Origin of the sequence: Variovorax pasteuri (genome assembly GCF_051216435.1) — a bacterium.
Classification (GTDB): domain Bacteria; phylum Pseudomonadota; class Gammaproteobacteria; order Burkholderiales; family Burkholderiaceae_C; genus Variovorax.
Genome location: NZ_JBPJZS010000001.1, coordinates 168087 through 194042 on the forward strand (window position 1 = coordinate 168087; position 25956 = coordinate 194042).

General features: G+C 68.9%; 23 protein-coding genes. 12 read left to right on the plus strand and 11 right to left on the minus strand.

Annotated elements, in window-relative coordinates; all coding sequences use genetic code 11:
• Window positions 1–5 precede the first annotated feature (5 nt).
• On the plus strand, window positions 6–2294 hold the full coding sequence (locus ACSFBM_RS00750; protein WP_435483705.1) for a cyanophycin metabolism-associated ABC transporter: 2289 nt from the start codon (window positions 6–8) through the stop codon (window positions 2292–2294).
• A complete protein-coding gene (locus tag ACSFBM_RS00755) occupies window positions 2291–2770 on the plus strand; it encodes a cyanophycin metabolism-associated DUF1854 family protein (RefSeq protein WP_435482690.1) in 480 nt (159 codons plus the stop codon). The genes ACSFBM_RS00750 and ACSFBM_RS00755 overlap by 4 nt, the downstream gene beginning before the upstream one ends.
• A gap of 4 nt (window positions 2771–2774) precedes the next feature.
• On the opposite strand, the gene ACSFBM_RS00760 is transcribed toward ACSFBM_RS00755, so the two are convergent.
• The 4 genes from ACSFBM_RS00760 to ACSFBM_RS00775 form a co-directional block, all read right to left on the minus strand.
• Entirely contained in the window at window positions 2775–3485 is a 711-nt protein-coding gene (locus ACSFBM_RS00760) for a hypothetical protein (protein WP_435482691.1), read from the minus strand.
• Window positions 3482–5005: an alkaline phosphatase gene (locus ACSFBM_RS00765; protein WP_435482692.1), complete on the minus strand. Its 1524-nt coding sequence runs from the start codon at window positions 5003–5005 to the stop codon at window positions 3482–3484. Before ACSFBM_RS00765 ends, ACSFBM_RS00760 begins: the two co-directional genes overlap by 4 nt.
• Window positions 5006–5037: 32 nt before the next feature.
• Complete coding sequence (locus ACSFBM_RS00770) at window positions 5038–6510, minus strand: alkaline phosphatase (RefSeq protein WP_435482693.1); 1473 nt, start codon at window positions 6508–6510, stop codon at window positions 5038–5040.
• Window positions 6511–6668: 158 nt separating this feature from the next.
• A complete protein-coding gene (locus ACSFBM_RS00775; RefSeq protein WP_435482694.1) occupies window positions 6669–7079 on the minus strand; it encodes a DUF2177 family protein in 411 nt (136 codons plus the stop codon).
• A 79-nt stretch (window positions 7080–7158) separates the two neighbouring features.
• Between ACSFBM_RS00775 and queC the strand changes: the two genes are divergently transcribed.
• On the plus strand, window positions 7159–7872 hold the full coding sequence (gene queC / locus ACSFBM_RS00780; protein WP_435482695.1) for a 7-cyano-7-deazaguanine synthase QueC: 714 nt from the start codon (window positions 7159–7161) through the stop codon (window positions 7870–7872).
• Here queC and ACSFBM_RS00785 read toward each other — a convergent pair.
• Together ACSFBM_RS00785 and ACSFBM_RS00790 are read right to left on the minus strand one after the other, a co-directional pair.
• A complete protein-coding gene (locus ACSFBM_RS00785; RefSeq protein ID WP_435482696.1) occupies window positions 7854–9641 on the minus strand; it encodes an ABC transporter ATP-binding protein/permease in 1788 nt (595 codons plus the stop codon). The genes queC and ACSFBM_RS00785 overlap by 19 nt on opposite strands.
• A gap of 108 nt (window positions 9642–9749) precedes the next feature.
• Window positions 9750–10310, minus strand: a complete 561-nt coding sequence (locus tag ACSFBM_RS00790) for a phosphonate degradation HD-domain oxygenase (RefSeq protein ID WP_435482697.1) — start codon at window positions 10308–10310, stop codon at window positions 9750–9752.
• A gap of 269 nt (window positions 10311–10579) precedes the next feature.
• On the opposite strand from ACSFBM_RS00790, the gene ACSFBM_RS00795 reads away from it, so the two are divergent.
• From ACSFBM_RS00795 to ACSFBM_RS00820, 6 genes are all read left to right on the plus strand, one after another.
• Window positions 10580–11617, plus strand: a complete 1038-nt coding sequence (locus ACSFBM_RS00795; protein WP_435482698.1) for a putative 2-aminoethylphosphonate ABC transporter substrate-binding protein — start codon at window positions 10580–10582, stop codon at window positions 11615–11617.
• A gap of 22 nt (window positions 11618–11639) precedes the next feature.
• The gene (locus tag ACSFBM_RS00800; RefSeq protein WP_435441637.1) at window positions 11640–12713 is read left to right on the plus strand and encodes an ABC transporter ATP-binding protein; all 1074 of its coding nucleotides are present in this window, start codon (window positions 11640–11642) and stop codon (window positions 12711–12713) included.
• A 2-nt stretch (window positions 12714–12715) separates the two neighbouring features.
• Window positions 12716–14440: a putative 2-aminoethylphosphonate ABC transporter permease subunit gene (locus tag ACSFBM_RS00805; RefSeq protein ID WP_435482699.1), complete on the plus strand. Its 1725-nt coding sequence runs from the start codon at window positions 12716–12718 to the stop codon at window positions 14438–14440.
• Window positions 14440–15579 (plus strand): TIGR03364 family FAD-dependent oxidoreductase, encoded by a 1140-nt coding sequence (locus tag ACSFBM_RS00810; RefSeq protein WP_435482700.1) that lies wholly within the window; start codon window positions 14440–14442, stop codon window positions 15577–15579. Before ACSFBM_RS00805 ends, ACSFBM_RS00810 begins: the two co-directional genes overlap by 1 nt.
• Before the next feature lie 102 nt (window positions 15580–15681).
• Entirely contained in the window at window positions 15682–15816 is a 135-nt protein-coding gene (locus tag ACSFBM_RS00815; protein ID WP_435482701.1) for a hypothetical protein, read from the plus strand.
• A gap of 112 nt (window positions 15817–15928) precedes the next feature.
• Entirely contained in the window at window positions 15929–17203 is a 1275-nt protein-coding gene (locus tag ACSFBM_RS00820; RefSeq protein WP_435482702.1) for an MFS transporter, read from the plus strand.
• On the opposite strand, the gene ACSFBM_RS00825 is transcribed toward ACSFBM_RS00820, so the two are convergent.
• Window positions 17151–18569 (minus strand): aminotransferase-like domain-containing protein, encoded by a 1419-nt coding sequence (locus ACSFBM_RS00825; protein WP_435482703.1) that lies wholly within the window; start codon window positions 18567–18569, stop codon window positions 17151–17153. The two genes, ACSFBM_RS00820 and ACSFBM_RS00825, sit on opposite strands and share 53 nt — an antisense overlap.
• Before the next feature lie 99 nt (window positions 18570–18668).
• On the opposite strand from ACSFBM_RS00825, the gene ACSFBM_RS00830 reads away from it, so the two are divergent.
• The 3 genes from ACSFBM_RS00830 to ACSFBM_RS00840 are packed head-to-tail and all read left to right on the plus strand — an operon-like array spanning window position 18669 to window position 20864.
• Window positions 18669–18857 carry a DUF2970 domain-containing protein gene (locus ACSFBM_RS00830; protein WP_435441643.1) on the plus strand — a complete coding sequence of 63 codons (189 nt, stop codon included), beginning with the start codon at window positions 18669–18671 and terminating at the stop codon, window positions 18855–18857.
• On the plus strand, window positions 18854–19567 hold the full coding sequence (locus tag ACSFBM_RS00835; protein WP_435482704.1) for a c-type cytochrome: 714 nt from the start codon (window positions 18854–18856) through the stop codon (window positions 19565–19567). The genes ACSFBM_RS00830 and ACSFBM_RS00835 overlap by 4 nt, the downstream gene beginning before the upstream one ends.
• A 13-nt stretch (window positions 19568–19580) precedes the next feature.
• Window positions 19581–20864 (plus strand): c-type cytochrome, encoded by a 1284-nt coding sequence (locus tag ACSFBM_RS00840; protein WP_435482705.1) that lies wholly within the window; start codon window positions 19581–19583, stop codon window positions 20862–20864.
• Window positions 20865–20882: 18 nt separating this feature from the next.
• On the opposite strand, the gene ACSFBM_RS00845 is transcribed toward ACSFBM_RS00840, so the two are convergent.
• The 4 genes from ACSFBM_RS00845 to ACSFBM_RS00860 form a co-directional block, all read right to left on the minus strand.
• Complete coding sequence (locus tag ACSFBM_RS00845) at window positions 20883–22274, minus strand: 8-oxoguanine deaminase (protein WP_435482706.1); 1392 nt, start codon at window positions 22272–22274, stop codon at window positions 20883–20885.
• A gap of 81 nt (window positions 22275–22355) precedes the next feature.
• Window positions 22356–23255, minus strand: coding sequence for a 5'-nucleotidase (locus tag ACSFBM_RS00850; protein WP_435482707.1), 900 nt, complete (start codon window positions 23253–23255; stop codon window positions 22356–22358).
• 37 nt (window positions 23256–23292) lie between these two features.
• Window positions 23293–24531 carry a type II secretion system inner membrane protein GspF gene (gene gspF, locus ACSFBM_RS00855; protein WP_435482708.1) on the minus strand — a complete coding sequence of 413 codons (1239 nt, stop codon included), beginning with the start codon at window positions 24529–24531 and terminating at the stop codon, window positions 23293–23295.
• Window positions 24532–24546: 15 nt separating this feature from the next.
• Window positions 24547–25944 carry a GspE/PulE family protein gene (locus ACSFBM_RS00860; RefSeq protein ID WP_435441649.1) on the minus strand — a complete coding sequence of 466 codons (1398 nt, stop codon included), beginning with the start codon at window positions 25942–25944 and terminating at the stop codon, window positions 24547–24549.
• Window positions 25945–25956 lie beyond the last annotated feature (12 nt).

Sequence of the window (25956 nt, forward strand, 5' to 3'; positions counted from 1 at the left end):
ACACAATGCAACATCACGATCCAGTCGGCACCCGGGAGGGCGAAACAGAGGCGGCTTCAGCGGCGCTGAAAAACCGTCTCGCAGTCGCGGAAAACGTTCTGGTAACACTGACGGTTGACCTCGACGACCAACTTCGCTTCGCCAGCGGCCTAGTCGCCCTCACTGACCGGAGGCTGATTGCGTGCGAACCGGGTGGCGAATGGCGTGAGTGGTCGCTAACTGATTCGGCTCTCGAACTGCGCCTTTCAGACCATTCCGGCGTCGGAACCCTTGATTTGACGGGGCCTGCGGGCCGTCTGGGCCGCTGGCGCTACACGCTGGGCAGCCAGGCCGCGGCGCTTCGGCTGCTCAAATTGTTCGGACAACGAACACAGGGTGCCGCCAAGGACATGCCTCGGGCCGTCGACCCGGCCGACGGCGACGAAGGCGCGATCGACACCGAAATCCAGGCCCCGCCCTCGACCTGGGTGCTGCTGCGACTGGGCCGTTTTGCCGGGCCGTACCGCAAGCAGCTGATCCTGGGGTTCGTTCTGACCCTCATTTCCACCGCCGCGACGCTGGTCCCGCCGTACCTGACCATTCCGCTGATGGACGACATCCTGATTCCGTTCCAGAACGGGCAGAAGATCGACACCATGCGCGTGGGCCTGTACCTGGGCGGCCTGCTGATCGCGGCGCTGGTCGGCTGGGGGCTGGGCTGGGCGCGCACCTACCTGCTGGCGCTGGTGTCCGAGCGCATCGGCGCCGACCTGCGCACCACCACCTACGAGCACCTGCTGACCCTGCCGCTGGACTATTTCGGCGGCAAGCGCACCGGCGACCTGATGTCGCGCATCGGCTCGGAAACCGACCGCATCAACGTCTTCCTGTCGCTGCACGCGCTCGATTTCGCCAACGACGTGCTGATGATCGTGATGACCGCGATCATCCTGTTCTCCATCAACCCGCTGCTGGCCGTGGTCACGCTGGTGCCGCTGCCCTTCATCGCCTGGATGATCCACGTGGTGCGCGACCGCCTGCGCACCGGCTTCGAGAAGATCGACCGCGTCTGGTCGGAGGTGACCAACGTGCTGGCCGACACCATCCCCGGCATTCGCGTGGTCAAGGCCTTTGCGCAGGAGCGCCGCGAAGCCGAGCGTTTCCGCGTGGCCAACGTCTACAACCTGCAGGTGAACGACAAGCTCAACCGCACCTGGTCGCTGTTCACGCCGACCGTGTCGCTGCTGACCGAAATCGGCCTGCTGGTGGTGTGGGCCTTCGGCATCTGGCAAGTGGCGCGCGGCAGCATCACCGTGGGTGTGCTCACCGCGTTCATCGCCTACATCGGGCGTTTCTACACGCGGCTCGACTCCATGAGCCGCATCGTATCGGTCACTCAGAAGGCGGCCGCGGGCGCCAAGCGCATCTTCGACATCCTCGACCATGTGAGCAACGTGCCCGAACCTGCGAATCCGGTGAAGGTCGAGCGTGTGCAGGGCCGCATCGAGATGAGCGGGCTGGGCTTTCGCTACGGCTCGCGCGCCGTCATCCACGACCTCGACCTGGTGATCGAGCCCGGCGAAATGATCGGCCTGGTGGGCCACAGCGGCTCGGGCAAGAGCACGCTGGTCAACCTCATTTGCCGCTTCTACGACGTGACCGACGGCGCCATCAAGGTCGACGGCACCGACATCCGCCGCTTCGCCGTGGCCGACTACCGGCGCCACGTGGGGCTGGTGCTGCAGGAGCCCTTTCTGTTCTTCGGCACCATCGCGCAGAACATCGCCTACGGCAAGCCCGACGCCACGCGCGAAGAGGTGGTGGCCGCGGCCCGCGCGGCCCATGCGCACGACTTCATCCTGCGGCTGCCGCACGGCTACGACTCGCTGGTGGGCGAGCGCGGGCAGGGCCTGTCGGGCGGCGAGCGCCAGCGCATCAGCATTGCGCGCGCGCTCCTGATCGACCCGCGCATCCTGATCCTCGACGAAGCCACCTCGGCGGTGGACACCGAGACCGAGAAGGAAATCCAGAAGGCGCTGGACAACCTCGTGCAGGGCCGAACCACCATCGCCATTGCGCACCGCCTGTCGACGTTGCGCAAGGCCGACCGCCTCGTGGTCATGGACCGCGGCGAGGTGGTCGAGGTCGGGCCGCACGACGAACTGATGGCCAAGCAGGGCGCCTACTGGCGCCTGTACCAGGCGCAGCTGCGCCAGGGCGACGACGATGCGAGCGAAGGCGCGGTCGACGAGCGCGCGGGCGCGCAGGCATCGTTGGCCGTGACGCATGCAGCCCATCCGGCGGGGAACGCATGAACACCGACACCCAACCCTCTTTCGAACTCGAGCGCGACGCCTTCGGCCGCCTCGTGCTGACCGACGCCCAGGGCGAGCGGCATGTGGGCATCACGCCGGTGCGCGCCTTTCCGCTGAGCGCGCCCGGCCACGGCGTGTCGCTGGTCGGCGGCGAGGGGCGCGAGCTGGTCTGGATCGACGACGTCGCGCAGTTGCCGGCCAACGCCAGGGCACTGCTGCAAGAAGAACTCGCCGTGCGCGACTTCGCGCCCACGCTGCTGCGGCTGCACCGCGTGTCCAGCTTCGGCGTGCCCAGCACCTGGACCGTGAGCACCGACCGCGGCGACACCGCCTTCGTGCTCAAGGCCGAGGAAGACATCCGCAGGCTCGAAGGCGGCGCGCTGCTCATCGCCAGCGCGCACGGCGTGCAGTTCAGGATTCCCGACGTGAAGGAACTGGACCGCGCGTCGCGCAAGCTGCTGGAGCGCTTCCTCTAGAACTTCAGTCCAGCAAGTCCGAGTACTCGCCGCGCTCGTAGACCTCGGCGGTCTGCCAGGGCAGTGTCTTCGGTGCCGCGATGGCCGCGGCGGTCATCGTGTTGACCGAGGTGCCGTTCGCGTTGCGCTGCTCGATCCTGCGGGCGTAGCGGCCCGCCACGTCCCAGTCGATGCGCAGCGTGCTTTCGCCCTGCGGCAACTCGTAGCGCTGCACCCCCTTGCCGCCGGCGCCCAGCGCCTTCATGCGCGGCAGGCTCGCCGGGTCGACCAGCCAGTAGGCGTTGGCCCACGAGCCGCCGTAGCCCACGTTGCCGTAGTTGGCCTGGTCGACCTCGATCACCTTGCGCTGCTCGCGCAGCACCATGCCCACCTGTACCTTGCCGGCCGCATCGCGGCGCAGCCACAGCGGCGCTGCCGTGGTGTCGGCGTGCGAGTGGCCGATGTGCACCCTGCCTTCGCGCGCCTCGTGGTCGTGGTCGGCGCGCAGCACCGGCGGCAGTTCGCGCTCGATCCACACCGTGCCGGCGCGGCGGAACATCAGGTCGGCGTAGCGGCTCTCGCGCTGCACGCCGTCCTTGCCGATCGACATCACGTGGTGGCTGATGCGCAGGTTCTGGTCGGGCGCCGCAGCGTCGCCCGCCGCGCCCGCCGTCATCGAGAAGGCCGCGAAGGCCGTGGCGCCCAGCAGCGCCTTGAGGGTCGGGGAGGCGTTCACAGGCCGGCCGCTTCCTTCACCTTGTTGAACACCTTGATGTTCTCCATGGTGCCCTTGAAGATCTTCGAGCCCGCGCCGCCGGCGAACAGCATCACGTCGCCGCCGCCGTGCGTTTCCGCGCCGGGCGAGCCGAGGTTGATGCCGACTTCCTGCAGGAAGTTGTCGTCCGTGGTGTCCATCGCGCTCTGGTCGTCGCGGCTCGCCGCGCGTGCCGGGGCGATCCACTTCTTGCCGCCGTCTTCCGCGTTGACGTCGCTGCCTGCGGTCGCGTTGGGCCGGCCGCCGTTGCCGAACACCAGCGTGGTGTACGGCTTGCCGTCCGACGCCTTCGAGGGCTTGCCGTCGGCGTAGCCGTTGACCAGGCCCAGGATCGGGTTGCCGATCTTCGGATAGCCGTTGAAGGCGATCGCGTGGTCGTGGTCGGCCGTGACCACCACCAGCGTGTTCTTCAGGCCCGGGTCTTTATTGTTCATGTAGTCCAGCGCGGTCTGGATGGCCGCGTCGAAGGCCAGCGTGTCTTCCAGCGCGCGCTTGGCGTTGGTGCCGTGCAGCGCGTGGTCGATGCGCCCGCCCTCCACCATCAGGAAGAAGCCCTTGTCGTTCCTGCTCAGCACGCCGAGCGCCTTCTCGGTCATGTCCGACAGGCTGGGCTGGTCGAGGTTCTGCTTCACGCGGTCCAGCTCGTAGGCCATCTCGCTCGGCGAGAACAGGCCCAGCAGCTTGCCCGTGGCGGCCGCATCGACGGCCTTGAGCTTGGTGCCGTTGTCCACGTAGGTGTAGCCCTTGGCGGTCATCGCGGCCACCAGGTCGACGCCGTCGGTGCGCTTGGTGCCCGCCGTCGTCAGGTAGTTGCGCTGGCCGCCGCCCAGCAGCACGTCGATGCCGTCGAGCAGCTTGGGGTTGTAGTTGGCATGGCCCGGCACGCTCTGCTCGGCAATGGTGTTGTAGCCGTTGCGGTTGCAGATGTGCGCGTAGGTGGTGGCCGGCGTGGCGTGGCCCACGCGCGTGGTCGACACCGCGCCCACCGCGCGGCCCTTGGCCTTGGCGAGCTCCAGCAGCGTGTCGGCGGCCTTGCCGTTGGTCGGCGGGCAGGTGGTGTTCTCGCCGTTGATGTACTGCTTGCCGGTGCTGTCGACGGCCACGGTGTCGCTCGACATCGAGATCACCTCGTTGCGCATCTTCACGCCGGTCATGTAGGCCGCCATGGAAGGTGCGCTGTCGGTGGTCTGGCCGTCCAGCGAGAAGGTCTTCACGCGCGCCGCGTAGGGCAGCGACTGCATCACGAGGTTGGCGCGCTCCGGGCTCACCAGCGAGCCGGGCCTGGCGGCCAGCTGCTTTTCCCCCTTGTAGATGCGCGCTGCGGTGACGGTGACGGGGCCCATGCCGTCGCCGAGGAAGAAGATGACGTTCCTGGCTTCACCGGCGGCGTGTGCGTTGCCGGCCAGCATGCCTGCGGCGGCGCAAAGCAGGGCGGCGGCCAGGCGAGTGGTGCGAATGGTGCGGTTCATGGTCGTGTGCATGTTGGTGTTCGTCCGTGGGTGGTCGCGGCCCCTCACAGGCCGACCGCCTTCTTGATCAGCCCGAACACGTCGGTGTTGGTGATGACCCCCGAGAAGTTGTCCGCGCCCAGGCCCTGCGCGCCCAGGAACACGTCGGCACCGCCGTGGGTCTCGGAGTCGCTCGCGCCGTCCATCGGCACCACGGCTTCCTGCCTGTAGTCCTTGCTTTCCAGCGCGGTGCTGTCGATGGCGCCGCGCGTGGCCAGGCGCACCGGGCCGTTGCCGAAGCCGATGATGGTGTACGGGTTGCCGTCGACGTCCTTGCTGGTCTTGCTGGTGTCGACGTAGTCCTTCACCAGGCCGAGCACGCCCGGCTTGCCGGCTTCGGTCTTGCCGGTGCGCGCGGCGTAGCCGTTGAGCTGCAACGTGTGGTCGTGGTCGGCCGTGACCACCACCAGCGTGTTCTTCAGGCCCGGGTCGATGGCCTGCATCTTGTCGAGGGCGACCTTGATGGCGTCGTCGAAGGCGCCGGTGTCCTGAAGGGCGCGGCGTGCGTTGGTGGCGTGCAGCGCATGGTCGATGCGCCCGCCTTCCACCATCAGGAAGAAGCCCTTCTTGCGCGCGGCCAGCGCGTCGATGGCCTTGCCGGTCATCTCGGCCAGGCTCGGCTCCTTGGCGGCGTCGCGGTCCAGGTCGTAGGCCATGTGGCTCTTGGTGAACAGGCCGGCGATCTTGGTGCTGCCGTCGACGGGCAGCTTGTCGAAATCGCTCTTGCTGGCGGCGTAGCTGTACTTCGCGGCCTTCAGTTCGGCGATCAGGTCGCGCTTGTCGTTGCGCTTGCCGCCGGCTTCCTTGCTGGTGAAGTAGTCGGTGCCGCCGCCGAAGAACACGTCCACGCCGTCGCCCAGCTTGCCGTTGTAGCCCGCGCCGCCCGGCACCAGCGCCGCGGCGATGGTGTTCTCGGCGTCGCGGTGGCACACATGCGAGTAGGTGGCGGCGGGCGTGGCATGCGTGATGCGCGTGGTGGTCACCACGCCGGTGGCATAGCCCCTGGCCTTGCTCTGTTCCAGCAGCGTTTCCACGGCCTGGCCGTTGCCCGAGGGGCAGGTGCTGTCGAAGTTGAGGTGGTAGGCCTTGCCCGCCGCGTCGGTGGCCTTGGTGTCCGCGCTCATGGAGATGACTTCGTTGTTCATCTTCACGCCGGTCATGTAGGCCGACATCGAGGGCGCGCTGTCGGTCACCTGGGCGTCGTTCGAATAGGTGTGGACGAAGGCGGTCTCGGGCAGCGTGTCCATCGTGAGGTCGCCGTCTTCGCCGACCTTGTAGATGCGCGCCGCGGTCATGGTGGTGATGCCCATGCCGTCGCCCAGGAAGAACAGCACGTTCTTCTGCGCCTGTGCCGGCGCGGGCGGCGTGCTCGCGGGCGGCGTGAGCGGCAGCACGGAGTTGGTGTTGTTGCTGCCGCCGCAGGCGGACAGCAGCAAGGAAACGCCCAGCAGCGCTGGGGCATAGAAGCGTCGAGTCATGCAACTCCCTCGGATGGTGGTTCGAGCGGCGCGCCTGCTGCGCACCGTTTCTGGAGCTGCAATCTAAAGACCTCGGATGACTCGGCCGTGACGAGTCACATGCGCTGAAAAAGTTCAGCGCATTTTCTTAGGTGAGCGTGAGCTTGAGCGAGGGCCGGTCAACGCGTCGCGAACCACCGCAGCGTGGCCGCGCCCGCTGCGGCCGCCACACCGCTCACCAGCGTGCCCCACGCAATGTCGATGAAAGACAGCGCCAGCGGCCAGTTGCGAATGACGGCCAGGTTGGTCAGGTCGTAGGTGGCGTAGCAGAACAGGCCGAACAGGCCGCCCATCAGCGCGGCCCGCATCACGCCCTGCGCCGCCAGGCCCGGCACGATCGCGAAGATCAGCAAGCCGATGGGATAGATCAGGTAGAACACCGCCGCGAAGGCCAGCCGCGGTTTGGGCGACATCAGGTCGCCCATGGCCTCCTGGTACATGCCCTTGGCGACGACGCCGAGCCAGATCATGTCGATGACCAGCAGCACCACGAAGGTGACCGCCCATGCAACCAGGTGTTTGGTGTTCATTCGCGGGATCGTATCCGTGTGCGCGACCCGGCCTGCGAAAATTGCGGTTTTGGACTACGACGGCCCGCCGTCGACGGATATGCCCCTGCACACCACCGCCCTCGTCCTGTTCTCCGGCGGCCAGGACTCCACCACCTGCCTGGCCGACGCGCTCTCCAAGTACCAGCGCGTCGAAACCCTGGGCTTCGACTACGGGCAGCGCCACCGCGTCGAGCTCGACGTGCGCGGCACCATCCTCGCGCAGATGCGCAATCGCTTTCCCGACTGGGCGCCCCGCCTGGGCGAAGACCATGTGCTCACGCTCGCCGCGCTGGCGCAGCTGGGCGGCTCGTCCCTCACCGAGGAAGTGGCGTTCGCCATGCAGGCCGACGGCCTGCCCAACACCTTCGTGCCCGGGCGCAACCTGCTGTTCCTCACGCTGGCCGGCGCGCTGGCCTACCGGCGCGGGCTGCAGGTGATCGTCACCGGCGTCTGCGAAACCGACTTCTCGGGCTACCCCGACTGCCGCGACGACACGATGAAGGCGATGCAGCTCGCACTGTCGCTCGGGCTGGAGCGCCGCCTGGTCATCGAGACGCCGCTCATGTGGATCGACAAGGCCGAGACCTGGCAGATGGCGCATCGCCTGGGTGGCGAGCCGCTGGTGGACCTCATCGTCGAAGAAACCCACACCTGCTACCTCGGCGACCGCGAACACCGCCAGGCCTGGGGCTACGGCTGCGGGGAGTGCCCCGCCTGCGAACTGCGCAAGAAGGGCTGGGAGCGTTATTCCGGTCAGGCCGCAGCGGGCTGAACAGGCGCCGTGTTCAGCCGGTAGCGCGCGCCCGTCGATCCTTCGGCCTGCGGCTCCAGCGTCCATCGCTGGTTGTGAAAGTCGCCTACCGCCGCGCGGTGCGCGATCGACACCATGGCGCCCCCGGCGGCCTGCACGGTGTCCGAGAGCCGCTTGTAGAGCACGCCCTCGGCGTGCGCGTCCAGCGCGCTTGTGATCTCGTCGGCGAACAGCCATGCCGGCTTCTTCAGCAGCACGCGCGCGATGGCCAGGCGCTGCTGCTCGCCGCCCGAGAGCTTCTGGCTCCAGGCGTCGCTGTCGTCCAGGCGGGTGGCCAGGTCGGGCAGCAGGGCGTCGGTCAGGGCCTGGTGCAGCTGGTCGTCGGTGAAGTCCGCGGCCGGGTTGGGGTAGGTCAGCGCGTCGCGCAGCTTGCCGTCGGGCACGTAGGGGCGCTGCGGCATGAACACTGCATCGTCCGGCACCTGCAGATGACCGCTCGCAAACGGCCAGATGCCGGCGAAGGCCCGGAACAGCGTCGATTTGCCGCTGCCCGAAGGGCCCTGAAGCAGCACGCTGTCGCCTGCCTTTACCGCCAGCGAGGCGTCGGACAGCAAATGCGTGTTGTTGGGCAACGCGATGCTCAGATCGTCGGTGCCCAGCGCGGGCCCGGCATTGCGCTCGAGCGCGACGTCTCGCGCGGCATGGACGCGCATTGCATCGTCGAAGCTGGTGAGGCGGTCCGCGGTAGCACGCCAGGCTGCCACAGTGTCGTAGTTGTCGACGAACCAGCTGAGCGACTCCTGCACCTTGCCGAAAGCCGACGAGATCTGCATCAGTGCGCCGAGTTGGATCGCTCCGCTGAAGAAGCGCGGCGCGGAGACCAGGAAAGGAAAGATCACCGACGCCTGCCCGAAGAAGGATGTGAAGGTCGTCAGGTTCTTCAGCTGCTTGATCAATTGCAGGTAATTGGCCAATACCGCGCCGAAGCGCTGGTTGAGCTGTCCATGCTCGGTCTTTTCGCCGCGATCCAATGCGATCGCTTCACTGGATTCCCGCACGCGCACCAGGTGATGCCGAAAATCGGCTTCGAAGCGCTGTTGTCGGAAGTTCAAGCCGATCAGCGGCCGGCCGATGAAGTGCGTGATCGCGGTGCCGACAACGGAGTACACGAGCGCAACCCAGACCATCGAGCCGACGATCTGATAGGTGCTGTCGCCCAGCTTGAAGTCGATGGTGCCTGAAAGACCCCAGAGAATCCCGACGAAGCTCACCAGCGTGACGACCGCGTTCAGCAGGTCCATCGACAGCGACATCGTCCCGTTGGTGAACAGCTTCAGGTCTTCCTGGATGCGCTGGTCGGGGTTGTCTGGCGCGTGGCCGTCTTTCTGCGCGTAGCGCGCAAGCTCCAGGTGATAGAAGGTCCGGTTGGCCATCCACCTCTCTAGGTAGCTGCGTGTCATCCAGGTGCGCCAGCGCAACTGCAGCAGTTGGGTCACGTAGAACTTCACGACCTGGATCGCGATGTTGAAGAACGCGAGCCAGGCGAACACATGGATTTCGCGCCAGAAGGCGCTGACGTCCTTGTTCTGCAGCGAGTCGTAGAAGCGTCCGTACCACTGGTTGTAGAGCACCAGCGCATACACATAGGCCAGGTTGAGCGCGACGATGCCCACCAGCATGGTTCGGGCCCGCCATTTTTCCTCAGACCGGAAATAAGGTGCGGCAAGCGCAAGGATGCGGCGCAGATCGCGGGCCAACGTTCCGGCACGCGCTGTGATGGATGAAGACATTCGGATTTCCTCGCAGGCGCGGATGCGCCTGACATCGTGAGGAGACCATCGTAGACAAATGTTTCTTAAACCGGCCTGAAACCTGGCCGAGGGGCAGAAAGCCTTTCCTCAGCCCAGCATCACCCGCGCCGCAATCGCCAGAAAGTGCGCCAGCGGTGGCGTCTTCAACCCTTCGACCTTCGCCTCTTCATCCCATAACCGCAGCCGCACCGCGTCATCGGCCCACAGGTGCGAAGCAAAGCGTTGCGCCGCATCGCCGTCCATCACCCCGCCCTGCAACGCCAGGCTGCGCACGGAGTCGGGCGAGAGCTTCGAGAAGTAGCCGGCCCGCGTGGCGCACAGGTAGCGCTTGGCATCCACGTGCAGCCGGATCGGCTCGCGCACCTCGGCGTCGAAGGCGCCGCGCAGCAGGGGCAGGGCGATGTACTGGTGCCGGTCGTCGATGCCCAGCTCGGTGGGCGAGCGCGACAGCGTCTGGTGCTCGGCGATCAGCAGGTGGCCCAGGTCGTGCAGCAGCGCGGCCGTCACCAGCGCGTCGCTTGCGCCGGCCTGCTCGGCGAGCCAGGCGCATTGCAGCGCGTGCTCCAGCTGCGACACCGGTTCACCCGCGTAGGCAACCCCGCCGCGTTCGGCGAACAGGCGGGCGATCTCGGCGAGGTCGAGGGTCATGAAAGTGAACGGAGCGGGCGAAGCGAAAACACGGGCAATGGAACCCCGACTTTGCCGCCATGCAGTGACACGCCGATGACGGAGCCGCCGACCGCGGGCGCTTTTTTGGGCATTTGGGGTTTTTTGGGGCATCTGACAAATCCCTGTCACATGCCGCTGCCAGCATCGCCCGCATTCGCTGCACCGGACGACTTTCGTACTTTCGCCTGCCTGTCCGTGTGCCCCGCACCGCGTCCTTCTCCTCTTCACTTTCTCCCAAGGATCCCACCATGCTGCATCGTCAACTCCGCTGGTCCGTCGTGCCGGCCGCCCTGCTTTCGATGGCCTTCGCCGCGTCCGCCCAGGGCCGCACCGAGCTGCTGGTCTACACCGCGCTCGAAGCCGACCAAGTGCAGGCCTACAAGGCCGCCTTCGAAAAGGAGAACCCGGCCATCGAGCTGAAGTTCGTGCGCGACTCCACCGGCATCGTCACCGCCAAGCTGCTGGCCGAAAAGGCCAATCCGCAGGCCGACGTGGTGTGGGGCCTGGCCGCCACCTCGCTGATGCTGCTCGACAAGGAAGGCATGCTCCAGCCCTACGCGCCCAAGGGCCTGGACGCCATCAAGCCCACCATGCGCGATCCGGCGAACCCGCCCAAGTGGGTCGGCATGGACGTGTGGTCGTCGGCCATCTGCTTCAACACCGCCGAAGCGACGAAGAAGAACCTGCCCAAGCCCACCAGCTGGGCCGACCTGACCAACCCGGTCTACAAGGGCCAGATCACCATGCCCAACCCGGCCGCCTCGGGCACGGGCTACCTGATGGTGTCGGGCTGGATCCAGATGATGGGCGAGGACAAGGCCTGGAAGTACATGGACGCGCTGCACCAGAACATCGGCATCTACAGCCAGTCGGGCAGCAAGCCCTGCCGCCAGGCCGGCGCCGGCGAGTTCGCGCTCGGCATGTCGTTCGAGTACCGCGCCAACAAGACCAAGCGCGACGGCGCGCCCATCGACATCGTGCTGCCCAAGGAAGGCCTGGGCTGGGACATGGAAGCCACCGGCATCATCAAGACCAGCAAGAAGCAGGACGCCGCCAAGGCGCTGGCCGACTGGGCCGTGACGAAGCAGGCCAACGAGCTGTACGCGAAGAACTTCGCCGTGCTCGCGCTGCCGGGCATCCAGGAAAAGCTGGAGTTCGTGCCGGGCGATGTGGAGAAGCTGCTCGCCAAGAACGACTTCACCTGGGCCGCCGCCAACCGCGACCGCATCCTGACGGAATGGTCCAAGCGCTACGAGTCGAAGTCGGAAAAGAAGGCGCCGCTCTGACGAGGCTTTCGGGCAGCAGCACATGACCAGTTTTCTCTCCCTTCGCGGCATCGGCAAGTCCTTTGGCGCCACACGCGTGCTCGACGGCATCGACCTGGACATCGAGCCCGGCGAGTTCGTGTGCCTGCTCGGTCCCTCAGGCTGCGGCAAGACCACGCTGCTGCGCATCGTTTGCGGCATCGAGCGCGCCGACAGCGGCCAGATATTGCTGGGCGGCCAGGACATCGCGGGCCTGCCCCCGGCGGCGCGCGGCTTCGGCGTGGTGTTCCAGTCGTACGCGCTGTTTCCCAACCTCACGGCCGCGCAGAACATCGCCTACGGCCTGCATCCCACGGGCGCACTGGCCCGCGAGATGGCCAAGCGTTCGCGCGAGATGCTCGACCTGGTCGGCCTCACCGCGCATGCCGACAAGTACCCCGTGCAGCTCTCGGGCGGCCAGCAGCAGCGCGTCGCCCTGGCGCGTGCATTGGCCCCCAACCCGCGCCTGCTGCTGCTCGACGAGCCGCTCTCCGCGCTCGACGCGCAGGTGCGCGCCAGCCTGCGCAGCGAAATCCGCGCGCTGCAGAAGCGCCTGGGCATCGTCACCATCATGGTCACGCACGACCAGGAAGAAGCGCTGTCGATGGCCGACCGCGTGGTGCTGATGCACAACGGCCGCATCGAGCAGGCGGGCACCCCCGACGAGCTGTACCGCCAGCCGCGCACCCGTTTCGCGGCCGGCTTCGTCGGGCGCATGAACATGCTGCCCGCGACGGTGCTGGCCGACGGCAAGGTGCGGGTGCGCGACAGCGAGCTGTTCTGCGCGCCGGGCAACTTGAGCGTCGGTTCGCAGGCCACCGTGGGCATTCGCCCCGAACACGTGGTGGTCAAGCGCTTCGGCACCGAACTCGGCGCCAACAGCTTCGCGGCGCGCTTGCTCGACACCGAGTTCTTCGGCAACCGCACCTCGGCCCGCCTGGCATGCGAGCCGCTGGGCATAGAGATAGAAGCCGAGCTGCCCGCCGATGCGCGCGGTGGCGGCGGCGAGCCCTTGGTGCCCAGCAGCATGGTGCATATCCAGTTGCCGTTGAACGCGCTGTCGGTGCTGGCGCATTGAGCATGAGCAGTTCTCCCGACGCCGTCGCCGTCCTGCCGGTGGCGACGGCGCGCATGGCGCGCCACGGCGCGTTCGACCGCGAGCGATGGCTGACCGGTGCCGCCGTGCTGCTGATGGTGCTTGTGCTGGTCGTGATCGTCGCGTTGCCCGTAGGTGCACTGGTCGGCCAGAGCTTCTTCGACCGCGCGGGCGCATTCGTGGGCCTCGCCAACTTTGCGCGCTACCTCGACAACCCGGCGCTCGTGCAGTCGGCGTTCAACAGCCTGGGGCTCGCAGCCATCAGCGCCGTCATCTGCACCGGCATCGCCTACGTGTACGCCTACGGCCTCACGCTGTCGTGCATGCCGGCCAAGGGCCTGCTGCGCGCGGTGGCGCTGGTGCCGCTGCTCGCGCCTTCGCTCCTGCCGGCCATCAGCCTCGTGTATCTCTTCGGCAACCAGGGCCTGTTCAAGGGGCTGCTGGGCGAGGTGTCGATCTACGGGCCGCTGGGCATCGTGCTGGGCTCGGTGTTCTGGACGCTGCCGCATGCGCTGCTGATCCTCACCACGGCCATGGCCACCTCCGACGGCCGGCTGTACGAAGCCGCGCAGACGCTCGGCGCGTCGCGCTGGCGCATCTTCCGTACCGTGACGCTGCCGTCGTCGCGCTACGGACTGATCGTGGCCGCGATGGTGGTCTTCGTGCTGGTCATCACCGACTTCGGCGTGCCCAAGGTGGTGGGCGGCCAGACCGGCGTGCTCGCGACCGACATCTACAGGCAGGTGGTCGGGCAACAGAACTTCCAGATGGGCGCCGTGGTCGGCCTGGTGCTGCTCATTCCCGCGGTGCTGTCTTTCCTGGTCGAGCGCCGCGTGCGCGGCAAGCAGGCCGCGGCGCTGTCGGCACGCGCCACGCCGTACCAGCCCGAACCGGTGAGGTCGCGCGACCGCGCGCTGCTCGCGTTCTGCGTGCTCACCGCATGCGCCATCCTCGTGATGATCGGCATGGCCGTGTTCGCCTCGCTCGCCACCTACTGGCCCTACAACCTGGCGCCGTCGGTGAAGAACTACGACTTCAGCAACATGGACGGCGGCGGCTGGGGCAGCTACTTCAACTCGCTGCGACTGGCCGTGTGCGCGGCGGTGGCGGGTGCGCTCGCCACCTTCGTCTCGGCCTACCTGGTCGAGAAGCCGCGCCACTTCGGGCTGCTGCGCGAACTGCTCAACCTGCTGGCCAACCTGCCGCTGGCCGTGCCCGGGCTGGTGCTGGGCGTGGGCTACATCTTCTTCTTCATCTCGCCGTCGAACCCGCTGCGCGGCATCTACGGCAGCATGACCATCCTCGTGGTGTGCACCGTGGCGCACTTCTTCTCGGTGGCGCACCTCACCTCGCTCACCGCGCTGCGCCAGCTCGACCGCGAGTACGAGCTGGTGTCCGAGTCGATGGGCGTGCCCTTCTGGCGCACCCTGTGGCGCGTGCACCTGCCGGTGGCGCTGCCCACCGTGCTCGGCGTGGGCGGCTACTTCTTCGTCAACGCGATGACGACCGTGTCGGCCGTCGTGTTCCTCTATTCGCCGCAGACCTCGCTGGCCGCCATTGCCGTGCTCAACATGGACGACGCGGGCGACGTCGCGCCCGCCGCCGCCATGGCCTCGCTGATCATGCTCACGGCCGCGCTCGGCCGGGGCTTGTTCGCGCTCGCGGGGCACGGGGTGCTCAAGCGCACCCAGGCATGGAGACATCGGTGATGCCCGCGACCCTGGCTCTTCATTCGGACCATTTCGACCTGATCGTGGTCGGCGCCGGCATCGTCGGCCTGGCCCACGCCTACACCGCCGCGCAGCGCGGCCTGAAGGTGTGCGTGGTCGAGCGCGACGCGGCCTGCGTGGGCGCGTCGATCCGCAACTTCGGCTTCATCACCGTCACCGGCCAGGCACCGGGCGACACCTGGCGCCGTGCGATGCATGCGCGCGAGGTGTGGCAGCAGATCGCGCCGTATGCGGGCATCGACATCGTGCACCGCAACCTCTGGCTCGCCGCCTACCGCCCCGAGGCGCACGAGGTGCTCGAGGCCTTCATGCGCACGCCGATGGGCGAGGGCTGCGAGCTGCTCGACGCCGCCGATGCGCAGGCCAAGGCGCCGGCGTTGAGCCTGGCCGATGCGCAGTCGGTGCTGTTCAGCCCGCACGAGCTGCGCGTGGAATCGCGCACCGCCATCGGCCGGCTCGCGAAATGGCTGGCCGAGGCGCACGGCGTGACCTTCCGCTTCGGCGAAGCGGTGCACGAAGTCGAAACACCGCGCGTGCGCACCTCGCGCGGCACGCTGCGCGCCGAGCGCGTGGTGGTGTGCACCAACACCGACCTGCACGGCCTGTTTGCAGAGCGCATCGCCGCGCACGACCTCACGCTGTGCCGCCTGCAGATGCTGCGCGTGCAGCCCGAGGCCGGCTTTCATTTGCCCGGCTCCGTGATGATGGACCTGAGCCTGGTGCGCTACGAGGGCTACAGCACGCTGCCCGAGGCCGCCGCGCTGCGCGCACGGCTGCGGCAGGAAGAGGCGGTCTCGCTGGCGCACGGCATCCACCTCATCGTGGTGCAGAGCGCCGACGGCTCGCTGGTGGTGGGCGACTCGCACCACTACGCCGATGCGCCCGAGCCCTTCGCGATGGAGGCGGTCGACCAGCTCATCCTGCGTCACCTGCGCAGCACGCTGAACCTGGAGGCCGCGCAGGTCACCGAGCGCTGGACCGGCGTGTACCCGTCGTCGAAGACGACGCCCTGCGTGATCGACGCGCCAAACGACGCCACGCGCGTGGTGCTGGTCACCAGCGGCAGCGGCGCGAGCACCGGCTTCGGCATTGCGCACGACGTGCTCGACGCCTGGTGAGGCGGCTCGGCGCGTTTGCCGCTGCCTGAGGTGCAGGCACGAGACACAAGACAGAGGCGGCGTCCGACTTGACGCACGCTGGCCTGGGCATAAGGTGCGCTCATGAAAAGCACCATCCTTGTCTTTCTGTTCTGCGTTGGCGTGCTGACGGCTGCGTGCGACGACAGGCCCAAGCCGGGCGGGCCGATGCCCAAGGCTTCGGTGAGCCTCGCAACGCCGGCACCGTCGGTTCGCTGATCCGACGCTGCACCTCGCACCTGACTGCACGTGAGGATGGCTGCGCGCCATCGGGTTCTTCGCTCGCCCCGCGTTCCGGCGCACCGGGGTATCCTCGCCGCGGAGAAAAACAATGAAGACCCCAGAGACAACCGCCCATCAGGCGGATTCACGCTACGCCATGCTGCGTCTAGGCCTCACGCTACTGATCATGACGGTCGGCAGCAGCGGCATGTACGTGGTGTCGGTGATGCTGCCCGCGGTGCAGGCCGAGTTCGGCGTGGCGCGTGCCGATGCCTCGCTGCCCTACACGCTGCTGATGCTGGGCTTCGGCTTCGGCGGCGTGCTCATGGGCAAGCTGGCCGACCGTGTCGGCGTGATGTGGCCGCTGCTCGGCGGCTCGGTCTTCCTCGGCCTGGGCTACGTCGCCACGGGCCTGTCGGGCGGCATCGTGTCCTTCACCATCGCGCAGGCATTGCTGGTCGGGCTGCTCGGTTGCTCGGTGACCTTCGCACCGCTGGTAGCCGACACCTCGCTGTGGTTCGTCAAGCGGCGCGGCATTGCGGTGGCGGTCTGCGCCAGCGGCAACTACCTGGCCGGCGCGGTGTGGCCGCCGATCGCGCAGCATTTCGTGGAGACGGTGGGCTGGCGGCAGACCTACATCGGCATGGGCATCTTCTGCGGCGTGACGATGGCGCTGCTCGCGCTGCTGTTCCGCGCGCGGCCGCCCGCGCTGGCCGAGGCACTGCCTGCCGGCGTGTCGAACCGGTCGGGTGGCCTGGCCGCACGCGACCCCACGCGGCCCTTCGGCCTGCGCATGGGCACGGCGCAGGGCCTGCTGTGCGTGGCCGGTGTCGCTTGCTGCGTGGCCATGGCGATGCCGCAGGTGCACATCGTGGCCTACTGCGGCGACCTGGGCTACGGGCCGGCGCAGGGCGCGATGATGCTGTCGCTGATGCTGGGCTTCGGCATCGTGAGCCGGCTGGTGTCGGGCGCCATCTGCGACCGCATCGGCGGGCTGCGCACGCTGATGCTCGGCGGCCTGCTGCAGTGCGTGGCGCTGCTGCTGTTCCTGCCCTTCGACGGGCTGGTGCCGCTGTATGTGATCTCGGCGCTGTTCGGGCTGTTCCAGGGCGGCATCGTGCCTTCGTACGCCATCATCGTTCGCGAGCACTTTCCGCCGGAGGAGGCGGGTGCGCGCGTGGGCACGGTGCTGATGTTCACGCTGTTCGGCATGGCGCTGGGCGGCTGGATGTCGGGCAAGGTGTTCGACCTCACGGGCAGCTACCACGCGGCCTTCCTGAACGGCATTGCGTGGAACCTGCTCAACGTGGGCATCGCGGCGTTCCTGCTGTTCAGGACGCTTCGGCGACCAGGCGGCCTAGGGTCTGCATTGCCTGCTCGCTGAGCGCGTCCCAGGGGTGGCCGTAGTTCAGGCGCAGGCAGTTGGTGAAAGCGCGCGTGGCCGAGAAGATCGGCCCGGGCGCCACGCTGATGCCGAGCGCCAGCGCCTTGCCGTGAATCTCCAGCGCGTTCACCCGCGCCGGCAGCTCGACCCACAAAAAGTACCCGCCCAGCGGCCGCGTCGCACGCGTGCCCGCCGGAAAGTAATGCCCCACGGCCTGCGCGAAGGTGGCCTGTTGCAGGGCCAGCGTCTGGCGCAGCCGGCGCAGGTGCTTGTCGAGCCCGCCCTTTTCCAGGTAGCCGGCCAGCGCGAGCTGCGACGGCGCCGAGGTGCTGAGCGTGGTCGTGAGCTTTTGCCGCGCCACCTGCCGTGCGAAGCGCCCGGCCGATGCCCAGCCGATGCGGTAGCCGGGCGCCAGGCATTTGGAGAACGAGGCGCAGTGCAGCACCAGGCCTTGCGTGTCGAAGGCCTTGGCCGGCGGCGGGCGGCGCTCGCCGAAGTAGAGCTCGGCGTACACGTCGTCCTCGATCAGCGGCAGCTGGTGCCGCGCCAGCAGCGCGACCAGCGCCTTCTTCTTCGCATCGGGCATCAGGCTGCCGAGCGGGTTCTGGAAGGTGGTCATGAGCCAGCAGGCGGTGGGCCTGTGCGCCGCGATGGCCAGCTCCAGCGCGCCCAGGTCGATGCCTTCGCCCGGATGCGTGGGCACCTCGATGGCGCGCAGCCCCATGCGCTGCAAGGCCTGCAGCGCCGCATAGAAGGTGGGCGACTCGACGATCACCGCGTCGCCCGGCCGCGTCACGGCCGAGAGGCAGAGGTTGAGCGCTTCCAGCGCGCCGTTGGTCACGACGATCTCGTCGGCCGGCACCGGCATGCCGTCGCCCAGGTAGCGCAGCGCGATCTGCCGGCGCAGCGCGGCGCTGCCGGGCGTGAGGTCGTCCACCGTGCTCCACGGGTCCAGCGACTTGGCGCTGGCCGCCATGAACTGCCCCAGCCGCGCCAGCGGAAACAGCAGCGGGCTCGGGAAGGCCGAGCCGAAAGGCACCACCTTGCGCGACATGCTGGCTTCGAGGATGTCGAACACCTGGTCGCTCACGTCGAGCGAGCGCGGGCCGTCGGCGGGGCGCGAGGTGAGGGTGGACTCGGGTGGCGCGTCGCGTAGGCCGCCGCCGGTCACGTAGTAGCCCGAGCGGTCGCGCGCGCGCACCAGGCCGCGCGCCTCGAGCAGGTAGTACGCCTGGAACACGGTGGACGCGCTGACCCCGCGGCTCTCGCCGGTGTGGCGCACCGAGGGCAGGCGGTCGCCGGTCTTCAGGGTGCCGTTGCGGATGGACGCCTCGATGTCGGCGGCCAGGGCTTCGTAGCGCTTCATGGCAGGGCGGTGTTCATTCGGCAGGACTTTATCTGCGCCGGTCAATTGAGGGGAATCTGCATCTGTTTTTTTGAGTGGGCAGGGTTCACACTCGGTCCCATGTCGAATCTCATGCGCGCGGTGCGCGCCGTTCTCTGGAGTTTCATCGGCCTGGGCGGGCGCCGCGCCGACGCGGACAAGCGAACCGCGCAGGTCGGCATCCTGCCGCTGATCGGCGTGGCGCTGGTGATGGTGCTGCTGCTGATCGCGGGTCTGCTGGCGTTGGCGCATTACGCGGCTGGCACATGAAGCGCGGACTGCGCCTCTTCGCGCTCGGGCTGCTGCTTGCCGTGCAAGGGACGGCAGGGGCTGCCAACACCACCGTGCCCGACGCCATCGAGCAGCGCGTGGCCGCCTGCATCGCCTGCCACGGCCGCGAGGGCGCGACCACCAACGCCGGCTACTTTCCGCGCCTGGCGGGCAAGCCGTCCGGCTACCTGTTCAACCAGCTGGTGAGCTTTCGCGACGGGCGCCGCTTCAACACCGACATGGCGTACATGGTGCAGCACATGTCCGACGATTACCTGCGCGAGATCGCCGACTACTTCGCCGGGCTCGACCTGCCGTATCCGCCGGTCTCGCCCGTGAGCGACGCCACGCCCGAGGTGCTCGCGCGCGGCCGCATGCTCGCGCTGCAGGGCGACCCCGAGCGCCGGCTGCCCGCGTGCGTGCAGTGCCACGGCGCGGCGCTCACCGGCGTGCAGCCCGCCACCCCGGGGCTGCTGGGCCTGCCGCGCCTGTACCTGGCGTCGCAGCTGGGCGCCTGGCTCACCAACGAGCGGCATGCGCAGCCACCCGACTGCATGGCCGAAGTCGGCCGCCGCATGTGGACCTCCGACGTGAACGCGGTGGCGAGCTGGCTGGCCACGCAGCCGGTGCCGGCCAACGCGAAGCCCGCCGCTTCGCTGCCCGCGCCGATGCCGATCGCCTGCGGCGGCACGACCGGGCCGAAGAAGTGACGAAGCCGCACCCATGAAACTCCGACACCTCGGCTGGACGCTGCTGACCCTTCTGGTGCTGATGGCCGTGGCCGCCGGCATCGTCGTGGCCCTGAACCTGCGCGGCGAAGACCCGCTGCCTGAAACGGCCGAAGCCTTCCAGTCCACGCCGCAACAGGTCGAGCGCGGCCGCTACCTCGCGCTGGCCGGCAACTGCGCGGGCTGCCACACCACGCGCGGCGGCCGGCCCTACGCGGGCGGCCTGCCCATCGACACGCCCTTCGGCACCATCTATTCGAGCAACCTCACGCCCGACGACGGCACCGGCATCGGCCGCTGGAGCAGCGCGCACTTCTGGCGCGCGATGCACAACGGGCGCAGCAAGGACGGCCGCCTGCTGTACCCCGCGTTCCCGTATCCCAACTTCACCCAGGTGACGCGCGACGACTCGGACGCCATCTACGCGTACCTGCGCAGCGTGCCAGCCGCCACGGAGCCCAACAGGGCGCACCGGCTGCGCTTTCCCTACGACACCCAGCCCGCGCTGGCCGTGTGGCGCGCGCTGTCGTTCAAGCCCGAGCCTTTCGTGGCCGACGCGGGCAAGCCGGCCGAGTGGAACCGGGGCGCCTACCTGGTCAACGGGCTGGGGCATTGCATCGCCTGCCACGGCCCGCGCAACTCGCTGGGCGCGACGGACACCAGGCTCGGCCTTTCGGGCGGGCTGATTGCCGTGGAGAACTGGTACGCCCCGTCGCTCACCGACCCGCACCAGGCCGGCGTGGCCGACTGGCCCGCCGCCGACGTGGTGGCGCTGCTGAAGACGGGCGTGGCGCCGCGCGGCTCGGTGATGGGTCCGATGGCCGACGTGGTGTTCCGCAGCACGCAGTACCTGAGCGAGGCCGACCTGGGCGCGATGGCGAGCTACCTGAAGGACCTGCCCGACGTGCCGAAGGCTGAAGCGCCCGTGGCCGCCAAGGCCCCGATCCGCCGCGACGCCGGCACCATGGCGCGCGGCGCGAAGATCTACGACCAGCGCTGCGCCTACTGCCACGGCGACCAGGGGCAGGGCGCCGCCGGCGCCTATCCGTCGCTGGCGGGCAACCGCGCCGTGAACATGGCGCAGCCCACGAACCTGATCCAGGTCATTTCGCACGGCGGCTTCCTGCCCACCACGGCCGGCAACCCGCGCCCCTACGGCATGCCGCCGTTCGGCCAGGTGCTGGATGCGGCGGACGTGGCGGCGGTGCTCACCTATGTGCGCGGCTCGTGGGGCAACGACAGCGCACCGGTCACGCAGCTGGACACGATGCGGCGCTGAGTGCGGGGCCGCCGGGGGTCAGGCCGTGTGCGGATGCTGCGCGCGCTCGTACAGCGTGCGCGCCAGCGCGCGGTGCCGTGCCAGCAGCGGCGTGAGCTCCAGGCCGGTGAACTGCCCGTCGCGGATGCGCACCGCGCCGTCGATCACGCTCAGCGACACCTGCCCCGGCGTGCAGAACACCAGCGCCGCCACCGGGTCGTGCCATGCGCCCGCATGCGCCACGCCGCGCAGGTCGAAGGCCACGAGGTCGGCCGACATGCCCGGCGCCAGCGCGCCGATGTCGTCGCGCCCCAGCACTTGCGCTCCGCCCAGCGTGGCGATTTCCAGCGCCTCGCGCGCCGTCATCGCGGCGGGGCCATGGCCCACGCGCTGCAGCAGCATGGCCTGCCGCGCCTCGCCCAGCATGTGCGCGCCGTCGTTCGAGGCGCTGCCGTCCACGCCCAGCCCGACCGGCACGCCCGCGCGGCGCATCGCACCGATGGGCGCGATGCCCGAGGCCAGCCGCATGTTGGAGCAGGGGCAGTGCGCCACGCCGGTGCCGGTGCGCCCGAAGAGGGCGATGCCGGCCTCGTCGAGCTTCACGCAGTGCGCGTGCCACACGTCGCGCCCGACCCAGCCCAGGTCCTCGGCGTATTCGGCCGGCGTCATGCCGAACTTCTCGCGCGAATAGGCCACGTCGTTGTCGTTCTCCGCCAGGTGCGTGTGCAGCGACACGCCGCGCTCGCGCGCCAGTTCGGCCGACAGGCGCATCAGGTCGCGCGACACCGAGAACGGCGAGCAGGGCGCCAGCACGATGCGGCGCATGGAGTGGCGCGACGCGTCGTGCCAGCGGTCGATGAGCCGCTCGCTGTCGCGCAGGATGGCCTCTTCGCTCTCCACCACTTCGTCGGGCGGCAGGCCGCCGGCGCTGCGGCCCACGCTCATGCTGCCGCGCGCGGCATGAAAGCGCATGCCCATGGCGTGCGCCGCCTCGATGGAGTCGTCGAGCCTGGCGCCGTTGGGAAACAGGTAGAGATGGTCGCTGCTGGTGGTGCAGCCCGAGAGCATCAGCTCGGCCATGGCGGTCTGCGTCGACACGCGGATCATCTCGGGCGTGAGGCGCGCCCACAGCAGGTACAGGTGGGTGAGCCAGCCGAAGAGTTCGGCGTCCTGCGCCTCGGGCACGGCGCGCGTGAGGCTCTGGTACATGTGGTGGTGGGTGTTGACCAGCCCGGGCATCACCACGTGGCCGTGCATGTCGAGGGCCTCGGCCTGCCCGCTGCGCAGGGCGTCGAGGTACGAGGCCGGCAACTCGGCCGTCGGCCCCACCCAGGCCACGGCGGGCCCGTCGCACACCACGGCGCCGTCGGCGATTTCGCGCCGCGCGGCGTCCATGGTGACCAGAACGTCGGCGTGTCGAAGGATCAGCATGCCGGCATTCTTGCCGGTGCCCGCGGGCCGGGCAAGCCCGTGGCCTGCCGCGGCGGCGCCTTCGCGGCGCCCTCGTGGCACTCAGGGCTCGTTGCTGATGCCGCTGCTCACATGCCCCGCGGGCACGTGGCGCGAGGCTGCGTCGACGTGGCCGGTCTGGTCGTCGAAGAAGAAGTCGGGTTCGAACTCGCGCAGGAACTCGCCCTTGGGCAGGCCGCCGAGGAACATGGCCTCGTCGACGCGGATGTTCCACTTCATCAGCGTGCGAATGGCGCGCTCGTGCGCCGGTGCGCTGCGCGCGGTGACCAGCGCGGTGCGGATGCGCATGTGCGCATTGCCTGCCATCTGCAGGCGGTGCAGCGCCATCAGCAGCGGCTTGAACGGCCCTTCGGGCAGGGGCAGGTCGGCCTTGCTGAGTTCGTGCGCCTGGAAGGCGTCCAGCCCCTCGGCCTGGAACACGCGCTCGGCCTCGTCGCTGAAGAGCACCGCATCGCCGTCGAAGGCAATGCGCACTTCGCTGGGCCAGGCGTCGCTGGCCTTCACCGATTCGACCAGCACGCGCGCGGCCGGAAAGCCCGCGCCCAGCGCCTCGCGCACGTCCTGCGCATTGGCCGACAGGAACAGGTGCGCGCGCAAGGGGCGCAGGTAACCGAAGGGCGGGCGGCCCTGCGTGAACACGCCGCGCTGCAGCTTGATGTCGGCCGCCACGCTCGAGCGGAAGATGCGCATGCCCGACACCGGGTCGTTGCGCGACAGGATCACCACCTCCACGCGCTGCACGCCGTCGTCGTTGAAGCGCAGCAGCTTGCGGATCAGCGAGTACGCAATGCCCGGTGCGGCCGGCACGTCGATGCGGTCGAGCTGCAGCTTCATGTAGCCCTCGTTGTCGCCGGCGTCGAAGATCCTGTTTTCTTCTTCGAGGTTGAACAGGGCGCGCGAGGAAATCGCGACCACGAGCTTGTCTTCGAGCGTTACGGGCATGTCGCGTGCGCCTGGGTGTGTGAGGCGGTGCGGCGCGTCACTTGATGAACTGGTTGAGCTGGATGATCGGCAGCATCACCGCCAGCACGATCAGCATCACCACGCCGCCCATCGCCACGATCAGCAGCGGTTCGAGGATGGTGGCCAGGTGCATCGCGCGGCGCTGCACTTCGGCGCCGAGCTGGTTGGCCGCGCGCTGCAGCATCAGCGGCAGCGTGCCGGTCTGCTCGCCCAGGCGCGCGAACATCGACACCAGCCCCGGAAAGCGTTTTTTCTGCGCCAGCGCCGAGGCCAGCGGCGCGCCTTCGCGCACCAGCACCAGCGCGTCGAGCGCGTCGGCGCGCATGGCGCGGTTGCTCAGCGTTTCGGCCGCCGCCTGCAGCGCGCGCAGGATGGGCACGCCGGCGGTGGCCAGCATGGCCAGCGTGCTGGCGAAGCGCGCCGCGTTGTAGCCGCGCGCGAGCTTGCCCACCAGCGGCAGCTTGAGCCAGGCGGCGTCGAACTTCAGGCGAAAGGCTTCCTGCGCCAGCGCGAGCCGCACGCCGGCTGCTGCGAGCACCACCGCGCCCAGCATCCACCAGCCGTAGTTGCGCACGCCCGCGCTCAGCGACAGCATCACCGTGGTGAGGAAGGGCAGCGAGCGCTTGGTGCCCGCGAACACCTGCGCCACCTGCGGCACCACGTAGCTCACGAGGAAGATCACGATCACGATCGCCACCAGCGTGACGATGGCCGGGTACAGCGCCGCGCCGATCAGCTTCTGCTGCAGCGCCTGGCGCTCTTCCAGGTCGTCGGCCAGGCGGTCGAGCACCAGGCCCAGGTTGCCGCTTTGCTCGCCGGCACCGATCACGGCGGTGTAGATGGGCGAGAACTCGCGCGAATGCGCCGACAGCGCACGCGCGAACGGCGAACCGGCGTTGACCTCGGCGCGCAGCGAGGCGACGAGGTTGCGCTGCGGCTCGGATTCGGCCTCGTCGGTGAGCGCGGTGAGCGCGCGTTCCAGCGGCAGGCCCGAAGACACCAGGCCCGCGAGCTGGCGCGTCCACACGGCCAGGCCGGTGGAATTGAAGACCCGCTTGCCGCCGCCCAGCCAGCGGCTCAGGCTGCTGCGCTGGCCGGTGCCGTTGATGTGGTCGCTGCCGACCGGCTTGACCGACAGCGGAATGAGCGCCTGCGCCCGCAGCAGGCTGCGCGCGCTGCGTGCGGTATCGGCCTCGAGCACGCCTTCGCGCGACTGGCCGGTGGCATCGATGGCTTCGAAGGAATAGGCGGGCATGGCGAAACCGGCGCGCTAGTCGCGCGTGACGCGCAGCAGTTCGGCGCGCGAGGTGATGCCGGCCTGCACCAGCCGCTCGCCGTCTTCGCGCATCAGCCGCAGTCCGCCGCGCGCGCCGGCTTGCAGCAGCTCGCTCTCGGCCGCCTTGCTGTGAATGAGGCCCTGCACGGTCTCGTCGGCCACCAGCAGCTCGAAGATGCCGGTGCGGCCCTGGTAGCCGGTCTGGCCGCAGACCTCGCAGCCGGCACCCGCGCAGGCCGTGCAGACCTTGCGCACGAGGCGCTGCGCGAGCACGCCCAGCAGCGAAGAGCTCAGCAGGAAGGGCTCCACGCCCATGTCGGTCAGGCGCGTGACGGCGCTGACGGAGTCGTTGGTGTGCAGCGTGGCCAGCACCAGGTGGCCGGTGAGCGAGGCCTGGATGGCGATCTGCGCGGTCTCGAAGTCGCGGATCTCGCCGATCATGATCACGTCCGGGTCCTGCCGCAGGATGGCGCGCAGAGCCTTGGCGAAGGTGAGTTCGATCTTGGCGTTGATCTGCGTCTGGCCCACGCCGGGCAGCTCGTACTCGATGGGGTCTTCCACCGTCATGATGTTGCTGCGGCTGGCGTCCAGGCGGGCCAGCGCGGCGTACAGCGTGGTGGTCTTGCCCGAGCCCGTGGGGCCCGTCACCAGGATGATGCCGTGCGGCTGCGAGATGAGTTTTTCGAAGCGATGCAGCGTGTCGCCCTGCATGCCCACCGATTCGAGCGTGAGCTTCGACTCGCTCTTGTCCAGCAGGCGCAGCACCGCGCGTTCGCCGTGCGCGCTGGGCAGCGTGGACACCCGCACGTCGACCGCGCGCGTGCCGATGCGAAGGCTGATGCGCCCGTCCTGCGGCAGCCGCTTCTCGGAGATGTCGAGGTCGGCCATGATCTTCAGCCGCGAGATCAGCGCGGCGTGCAGCGCGCGGTTGGGTTGCACCACCTCGCGCAGCGTGCCGTCGATGCGAAAGCGCACGGACGAGGTGCGCTCGTAGGGCTCGATGTGGATGTCGCTGGCGCCGTCGCGCGCGGCCTGCGTGAGCAGCGCGTTGAGCATGCGGATGATGGGCGCGTCGCCCGCGCTGGCCAGCAGGTCTTCGACAGCCGGCAGCTCCTGCATCATGCGCGAGAGGTCGGCGTCGTTCTGCACCTCGCTCACCACCGCGGCGGCGCTCGATTCGCCCTGCGAATACGCCGCGCTGATGCGCTGCGCCAGCACGCCGTCGGCCAGCACCTCGAAGGCCTGCACGCCGTATTTGCGCGCCACTTCGCCCACGGCGCTGCGCGCGGGGTGCGAGGACATCCACAGCGTGTGGCGGCCGTCGTCGGCTTCCTCGAGCAGCAGTTGCTGGCTGCGTGCGAACGCGTAGGGCAGGGGGTAGCGGCTGGACATCAGGGCAGTATC

Bases quoted from the DNA above. Each gene is read 5' to 3' on its own strand.
- gspF (WP_435482708.1), bottom strand. From the start codon at position 24,531: ATGCCCGCCTATTCCTTCGAAGCCATCGATGCCACCGGCCAGTCGCGC.
- ACSFBM_RS00840 (WP_435482705.1), top strand. From the start codon at position 19,581: ATGAAACTCCGACACCTCGGCTGGACGCTGCTGACCCTTCTGGTGCTG.
- ACSFBM_RS00845 (WP_435482706.1), bottom strand. From the start codon at position 22,274: ATGCTGATCCTTCGACACGCCGACGTTCTGGTCACCATGGACGCCGCG.
- ACSFBM_RS00755 (WP_435482690.1), top strand. From the start codon at position 2,291: ATGAACACCGACACCCAACCCTCTTTCGAACTCGAGCGCGACGCCTTC.
- ACSFBM_RS00815 (WP_435482701.1), top strand. From the start codon at position 15,682: ATGAAAAGCACCATCCTTGTCTTTCTGTTCTGCGTTGGCGTGCTGACG.
- ACSFBM_RS00805 (WP_435482699.1), top strand. From the start codon at position 12,716: ATGAGCAGTTCTCCCGACGCCGTCGCCGTCCTGCCGGTGGCGACGGCG.
- ACSFBM_RS00820 (WP_435482702.1), top strand. From the start codon at position 15,929: ATGAAGACCCCAGAGACAACCGCCCATCAGGCGGATTCACGCTACGCC.
- ACSFBM_RS00785 (WP_435482696.1), bottom strand. From the start codon at position 9,641: ATGTCTTCATCCATCACAGCGCGTGCCGGAACGTTGGCCCGCGATCTG.
- ACSFBM_RS00800 (WP_435441637.1), top strand. From the start codon at position 11,640: ATGACCAGTTTTCTCTCCCTTCGCGGCATCGGCAAGTCCTTTGGCGCC.
- ACSFBM_RS00825 (WP_435482703.1), bottom strand. From the start codon at position 18,569: ATGAAGCGCTACGAAGCCCTGGCCGCCGACATCGAGGCGTCCATCCGC.
- ACSFBM_RS00810 (WP_435482700.1), top strand. From the start codon at position 14,440: ATGCCCGCGACCCTGGCTCTTCATTCGGACCATTTCGACCTGATCGTG.
- ACSFBM_RS00750 (WP_435483705.1), top strand. From the start codon at position 6: ATGCAACATCACGATCCAGTCGGCACCCGGGAGGGCGAAACAGAGGCG.
- ACSFBM_RS00790 (WP_435482697.1), bottom strand. From the start codon at position 10,310: ATGACCCTCGACCTCGCCGAGATCGCCCGCCTGTTCGCCGAACGCGGC.
- ACSFBM_RS00770 (WP_435482693.1), bottom strand. From the start codon at position 6,510: ATGACTCGACGCTTCTATGCCCCAGCGCTGCTGGGCGTTTCCTTGCTG.
- ACSFBM_RS00830 (WP_435441643.1), top strand. From the start codon at position 18,669: ATGTCGAATCTCATGCGCGCGGTGCGCGCCGTTCTCTGGAGTTTCATC.
- ACSFBM_RS00850 (WP_435482707.1), bottom strand. From the start codon at position 23,255: ATGCCCGTAACGCTCGAAGACAAGCTCGTGGTCGCGATTTCCTCGCGC.
- ACSFBM_RS00795 (WP_435482698.1), top strand. From the start codon at position 10,580: ATGCTGCATCGTCAACTCCGCTGGTCCGTCGTGCCGGCCGCCCTGCTT.
- queC (WP_435482695.1), top strand. From the start codon at position 7,159: ATGCCCCTGCACACCACCGCCCTCGTCCTGTTCTCCGGCGGCCAGGAC.
- ACSFBM_RS00860 (WP_435441649.1), bottom strand. From the start codon at position 25,944: ATGTCCAGCCGCTACCCCCTGCCCTACGCGTTCGCACGCAGCCAGCAA.
- ACSFBM_RS00765 (WP_435482692.1), bottom strand. From the start codon at position 5,005: ATGCACACGACCATGAACCGCACCATTCGCACCACTCGCCTGGCCGCC.
- ACSFBM_RS00835 (WP_435482704.1), top strand. From the start codon at position 18,854: ATGAAGCGCGGACTGCGCCTCTTCGCGCTCGGGCTGCTGCTTGCCGTG.
- ACSFBM_RS00775 (WP_435482694.1), bottom strand. From the start codon at position 7,079: ATGAACACCAAACACCTGGTTGCATGGGCGGTCACCTTCGTGGTGCTG.